The organism is Pseudomonas sp. K5002, assembly GCF_013386655.1.
In the GTDB taxonomy this organism is placed as follows: Bacteria; Pseudomonadota; Gammaproteobacteria; order Pseudomonadales; family Pseudomonadaceae; genus Aquipseudomonas.
On record NZ_JACARK010000467.1, the window covers coordinates 1 to 6,162 of the forward strand.

Annotated in this window: 5 protein-coding genes; all 5 read left to right on the forward strand. The window is 62.6% G+C overall.

Annotated elements, in window-relative coordinates:
* Positions 1-217: 217 nt before the first annotated feature.
* The 5 genes from lhgO to HX846_RS20665 all read left to right on the forward strand — a co-directional run bounded on the left by lhgO (position 218) and on the right by HX846_RS20665 (position 6,110).
* Positions 218-1,411 (forward strand): L-2-hydroxyglutarate oxidase, encoded by a 1,194-nt coding sequence (gene lhgO, locus HX846_RS20645; protein ID WP_177050575.1) that lies wholly within the window; start codon positions 218-220, stop codon positions 1,409-1,411.
* A 58-nt stretch (positions 1,412-1,469) separates the two neighbouring features.
* Positions 1,470-2,795, forward strand: a complete 1,326-nt coding sequence (locus HX846_RS20650; RefSeq protein WP_087695066.1) for an MFS transporter — start codon at positions 1,470-1,472, stop codon at positions 2,793-2,795.
* 81 nt (positions 2,796-2,876) lie between these two features.
* Positions 2,877-3,734, forward strand: a complete 858-nt coding sequence (locus HX846_RS20655; RefSeq protein WP_178966000.1) for a CAP domain-containing protein — start codon at positions 2,877-2,879, stop codon at positions 3,732-3,734.
* 139 nt (positions 3,735-3,873) lie between these two features.
* Entirely contained in the window at positions 3,874-4,293 is a 420-nt protein-coding gene (locus tag HX846_RS20660; RefSeq protein ID WP_087695064.1) for an organic hydroperoxide resistance protein, read from the forward strand.
* A gap of 140 nt (positions 4,294-4,433) precedes the next feature.
* A complete protein-coding gene (locus HX846_RS20665) occupies positions 4,434-6,110 on the forward strand; it encodes an ATP-binding protein (RefSeq protein ID WP_102369190.1) in 1,677 nt (558 codons plus the stop codon).
* The last annotated feature ends 52 nt before the right edge of the window (positions 6,111-6,162 follow it).

Below are 6,162 nucleotides of genomic sequence, written 5' to 3' on the forward strand. Positions count from 1 at the left end.
CTCTACCAGGCCATCGTCGACGGTGATGCCCAAGGCGCCGCCGCCTGTGCCGAGGCTCACTTGCGCGCCGCAGCAAGGCGCCTGCATCTGGAACTGCCCGCTATCAATTAACCGATCCGAACCCTTTTAAAGCGTGCCGATGGCGCGCTGTTTTTTTAACAAAACCATTAGTCTGACAACCTGATAAGCAGACTGAAATGCGTAGGTACCCAAAACAATGATTTATGACTTTTGCATCATCGGCGGCGGCATCGTCGGTTTGGCCACCGCGATGGAGTTGCTCAAGCGCCAGCCCACCGCCTCGCTGGTGATCCTGGAGAAGGAAAGCCTGCTGGCCAAGCACCAGACCGGCCATAACAGCGGCGTGATCCATGCCGGCATCTACTACGCGCCGGGCAGCCTCAAGGCCGACTTGTGCAAACGCGGCGCCGAAGCGACCAAGCAGTTCTGCACCGAGCACGGGATCAAGTTCGAGGTGTGCGGCAAGTTGCTGGTGGCTTCGACTGATCTGGAAGTACAACGGATGGAAGCGCTGTACGCCCGCTCGCAGCTCAACGGCATGAAAGTCGAACGCCTGGACGCCGACCAGTTGCGCCAGCGCGAACCGAACATCGTCGGGCTGGGCGGGCTGTTTCTCGACGCCACCGGCATTGTCGATTACCGCGAAGTCTGCGAAACCATGGCCCGGGTAATTCGTCGCGCCGGCGGGGAAATCTGCCTGGAACGCACCGTCACTGCGATCGTCGAGGACACCGACAAAGTCACCGTCAGCACCCGGGGCGAAAGCTGGCAGGCCAGGCATCTGGTGGTGTGTGCAGGTTTGCAATCGGACCGCCTGGCCGTGATGGCCGGCGTCAAGATCGACCACCAGATCATCCCGTTCCGTGGCGAATACTTCCGCTTGCCGGAATCGAAGAACACCATCGTCAACCACCTGATCTACCCGATTCCCGACCCGGAGCTGCCCTTCCTCGGCGTGCACCTGACCCGCATGATCGACGGCAGCGTCACCGTTGGCCCGAATGCCGTACTCGGCCTGGGTCGCGAGAACTACCGCAAATTCTCGGTGAACTGGCGCGACGTGGCGCAGTACGCAAGCTTCCCGGGCTTCTGGAAAACCATCTGGCAGAACCTCGGTTCGGGCAGCGTCGAGATGAAGAACTCGCTGTTCAAGTCCGGCTACCTGGAGCAGTGCCGCAAGTACTGCCCATCGCTCAACATCGAAGACCTGCTGCCTTATGAAGCCGGCATCCGCGCCCAGGCCGTGATGCGCGACGGCACCCTGGTGCACGACTTCCTGTTCGCCCAGACCCCGCGAATGCTCCACGTGTGCAATGCGCCCTCACCCGCTGCCACCTCCGCGATTCCCATCGGCTCGATGATCGCCGACCGCATGTTCAAGCCCCACTGACGCACCGCACCACGCCTCACTTTGACAATAAATATAATGACTCATAAGGAAGTACAGAATGACGGCTACAGCCCGCACCCCGGACGTTGAAACCCCCGAGCAAACCAGGAAACGCCTGCGCAAAGTCGCGGCCGCGACGATCTTCGGTTCGATGCTGGAGTGGTATGACTTTTACCTGTACGCCACCATGGCGGCGATTGTGTTCTCGAAGATTTTCTTCGATAACAGCGACCCGAAAGCCGCTACGCTGATGGCGTTTTCCACCTTTGCCATCGGCTTCATCGCGCGCCCGTTCGGCGGCATTCTGTTTGGCTACCTGGGCGACAAGTTCGGGCGTAAACAAGTGCTGGTGCTGACCTTCTGCATGATGGGCGTGTGCACCACACTGATCGGGCTGATCCCCAGCTACGCCTCCATCGGCATCTGGGCGCCGATCGTGCTGGTGTTTATCCGCATCATCCAGGGCCTGGGGGCCGGTGCCGAATTGTCCGGCGCGGCGGTTACCTCTTACGAGCACGCCTCGCAAGGCAAGCGCGGCAGCCAGGGTGCATGGCCGGCGCTCGGGCTGAACCTGGGCTTGCTGCTGTCGTCGCTGACCGTGTACCTGCTGACCATCAACGGCAATGAATTCCTGCTGGCCGGCGGCTGGCGGATTCCGTTCATTTGCAGCATCGCGCTGGTGGGTGTGGGCCTGTGGGTGCGCAACAGCATCCCGGAAACCCCGGAATTCAAGGAACTGAGCAAGGAAACCGCAAAGGCCAAGGCGTCGCCGCTCAAGGCGCTGTTCAAGAACGACCTCAAGGGCCTGGCCGTGGTGTTCTTCGTGGCGATTGGCTACAACGCGTTGAGCTACATCTTCAAGACCTTTTCCCTGGCTTACCTCACCCAGTTCAAGGGTGTCGATGTGCACGTCACGTCGCTGTCGGTGACCATTGCCAGCCTGATCGCCATCGTCGCCGTGCCATGCTTCGGCTGGTTGTGCGACAAGTGGAGCAGCAAGACCGTGCTGATGCTCGGCGGCCTGCTGTCGCTGCTGTTTGCCTACCCGTTCCTTGCGCTGCTCAATACCGGTGAAAGCCTGATGATCTACGTCGCCATTGGCGTGGGCACCGGCATCCTCGCGCCGATGATGTTTGCGCCGCAGGGTTCGTTCCTGAGCCGCCAGTTCCCGACCCAGACCCGCTCCTCGGGCTTTGGCACCGGGCGGGAAATCGGCACCGCGATCGCAGGTGGCCTGGCGCCATTAGGGGCGTTGTCGATGGTGGCGGCGTCGGCCACTCACTCCACTGATGGCGTTGTGATAATCCTCGCGATCTCGTCCCTGCTGGTGGTGGTGTTCGCCTTGTGCGATCAGGGCCGTAAACACTCGGCATTCAAGAACTGAGGCAAAAAGTTCGGACCAACGGGTGCATGGATGCCCCTTCATCGCGCATCATGGGCACTTTCAAGCTCAAGGGAAACGTCCATGCGCGTTCTGTCATTGATGATGGGTCTTACGACGCTGGCCGCCAGTCTGGTGTTTACCGCCCAGGCGCAGGCGGGTGAAGAAAGCCTGTTGGTCGACTCGATCAATCAATACCGCAGCCAGGTCCAGCGCTGCGGCAACCAGGGCTCCCAGGAATTGCCACCGCTGGCCAGCGACACGCGGCTGGTGTTGCCGGTCAACAGTGTCGGCGACTTGCAGCAGGCGCTGGCGCGGGCGGCGTACCCGATGGTCAACGTCCAGGCCATCAGCCTGTCCGGGCCCAGGAACGCCGAAGCCGCGATGAAAGCCGTGCGCGAAAGTTTTTGCCGGGTGGTGCTCGACCCGCAATTCATTGATATCGGCGTGAGCAACAGCGGCCAGGACTGGCGCATCGTGCTGGCCCGCCCGCTGCTGACCAGCGGCCTGGGCGAGAGCCAGACCGAAGGCAAGAAGGTGCTCGACCTGATCAACACCGCCCGCCAGCAACCACGCCAATGTGGCGCCCAGGCCTTTGCCGCCACCACACCCCTGAGCTGGAACGAAGCACTCGCCAACGCCGCCGCCGGCCACGCGCGCAACATGGCCAACGGCAACTTCTTCGATCACCTGGACCACGATGGCCGCACCCCGGGTGACCGGGCTGAACTGGCAGGCTACATCGGCCAGCAGATCGGCGAGAACATCGCCGCCGGCATGGACACCCCACGCAAGGTGGTCGACGGCTGGCTGGCCAGCCCCGGGCACTGTGCCAACCTGATGAACCCGCAGTTCCGCGAAATGGGCGCCGCCTACGCCATGGACCCGAAAAGTGATGCCGGCATCTACTGGACCGGTTTGTTTGGCGTGCAGCAGCAATAACGGTTTGTATCCCAACGTATCTTCCCGGCGAGGCGACACACTGCGAGGTGCAGGCCCCCGGCGATGACACATTGCGGATACGCCGGCGCGGTTTCCTGTGCACACCGGCCCACCCCGGGCCACTTGCGAGGAAACCGTCATGTCCCAGAACAGCACCGTGCTCTACACCGGCAGAACCCACACCACCGGCGGGCGTGAAGGCGCGTCCCACAGCGATGACCTGCACCTGGACATCAAGCTGTCGCCGCCCGGCTCCAAGGCGCCCGGCACCAACCCCGAGCAACTGTTTGGTGCCGGCTGGTCCGCCTGCTTTATCGGCGCAATGGGCAAAGCCGCACAAACCCTTCACATCCGCCTGCCCGCCGACACGGCAGTGAGTGCCGAAGTGGACCTGGTGAACAGCCCGGAAGATGGCTATTACCTGCAGGCGCGCCTGCGGGTCAGCCTGCCGGGTATCGAACACTCGGCGGCGCAGGCACTGGTGGACCGTGCCCACCAGACGTGCCCGTATTCCAAGGCCACCCGCGGCAATATCGCGGTAACGATTACGGTGGCCTGAAGGGAGCTCAGCGAAGCATTATCCGGCCGAGACACTAAAGTGCCATCTAGTGGATAATCCCGCTGAACTGGCTGAGTCCCGGGATGTCTGTAGCTTGGCATCCCTACCTCAGCGAACCGTGGCAAGAAGGCGTTCACCGAATGACAAACTGGCTGCAAGGCGGCGGCGAAATGGCCGAACGGGTCCGGCATCACAACTGGGCCAATACGCCATTGGGGCCTTTGGAACACTGGCCGGACGTACTGAAGACCACCGTCGCCCTGTGCCTTGCCTCCAGTTTCCCCCAGGCGATCGTCTGGGGGCCTGCGCTGATCACGCTTTACAACGACGGGTTTATCCCGATTCTCGGCGACAAGCCTGATGCCCTCGGGCGGCCATTCAACGAGATCTGGCAGGAAGCCTGGCCCGAGATCAGTCCGATCGCGGATGCCGCCTTCGCAGGTGAAGCCACCTTTATCGAAAACTTCCCGCTGACGATCGAACGCGGCGGCGCGCCGGAGCAGGCGTACTTCACCTTCTGCTACAGCCCGATCCGCGACGTACAGGGCAAGGTGGTCGGCATGCTCGACACCGTGACCGAAACCACCGCCACCGTGGTTTTGTCCCAGCGCCTGGCCGAGCTGAATGCAAGCCTGGAGCAGCGCGTCACCGAAAGGACCACCCTGCTGACCCAGACCGAAGCCGCCTTGCGTCAATCGCAAAAGCTTGAAGCCATCGGCCAGTTGACCGGTGGCGTGGCCCACGACTTCAACAACCTGCTGACCATCATTCGCTCATCCGTCGACTTCCTGCGGATGCCGAGCCTGTCCGAAGAGCGTCGCCAGCGCTACATGAGCGCGGTCACCGACACCGTGGACCGGGCCGGCAAATTGACCAGCCAGTTGCTCGCATTTGCCCGGCGCCAGCCGCTGAACCCGGAAGTGTTCGATGCAGGCCTGCGGGTGAAAAACATCGGCGAGATGCTTGAGACGGTGACTGGCGCGCGGATTCATGTGCACGTCGAACTGCCCGGGCAGCCGTGCTACATCCGCGCCGACTCCAGCCAGTTTGAAACCGCCCTGATCAACATCGCCCTCAACGCCCGGGACGCGATGAACGGCCAGGGCAGCTTGACCCTGCGATTGGACGCCGATCAAGCACTGCCGAGCATCCGTGGTGACGCCGGTTCACGCCAGGCGTTCATCGCCATTTCACTCACCGACACCGGCAGCGGGATTCCCGGGGAGACGTTCGAGCGCATCTTCGAACCCTTCTTCACCACCAAGGAAGTCGGCAAGGGCACCGGCCTGGGACTGTCCCAGGTGTTCGGCTTCGCCAAGCAATCGGGCGGCAACGTCGATGTGGCCAGCCAGGTCGGCCAGGGCACGGTGTTTACCCTGTACTTGCCGCAAGTGGTACCTGAAGAGAGCTTCCAACGAGACACCCCGGACACCTGCGGGTTGATCACCGAATGCGCCCAGCGCCATATCCTGGTGGTGGAAGACAACCTGGAAGTGGGCCGCTTTGCCAATCAGATCCTCCAGGACCTCGGCTACCGGACCACCTGGGCAACCAATGCCGAACAGGCGCTGGAACTGGCCGGCGCAGACGCGTTGGGGTTCGATGCAGTGTTTTCCGATGTGGTGATGCCCGGCATCACCGGGGTGGCCCTGGCCAGGGAACTGCGACGCCGCCGGCCCGGCCTGCCGGTGGTACTGACCTCGGGCTACAGCGAGGAGCTGGCGGAAAGCGGCTATGAAGGCCTGGTGTTCCTGCCCAAGCCCTACTCGGCCGACCAGGTCTCACAGGTGCTGGCCAAGGCGCTGCTCAAGGGCTGAGGCCTATTCCGCGACGGCCACCTGGTTACGCCCGAGGGCCTTGGCGCGGTAC

Coding starts and splice junctions, on each gene's coding strand:
- HX846_RS20655 (WP_178966000.1), top strand. CDS start 2,877: ATGCGCGTTCTGTCATTGATGATGGGTCTTACGACGCTGGCCGCCAGT.
- HX846_RS20650 (WP_087695066.1), top strand. CDS start 1,470: ATGACGGCTACAGCCCGCACCCCGGACGTTGAAACCCCCGAGCAAACC.
- HX846_RS20660 (WP_087695064.1), top strand. CDS start 3,874: ATGTCCCAGAACAGCACCGTGCTCTACACCGGCAGAACCCACACCACC.
- HX846_RS20665 (WP_102369190.1), top strand. CDS start 4,434: ATGACAAACTGGCTGCAAGGCGGCGGCGAAATGGCCGAACGGGTCCGG.
- lhgO (WP_177050575.1), top strand. CDS start 218: ATGATTTATGACTTTTGCATCATCGGCGGCGGCATCGTCGGTTTGGCC.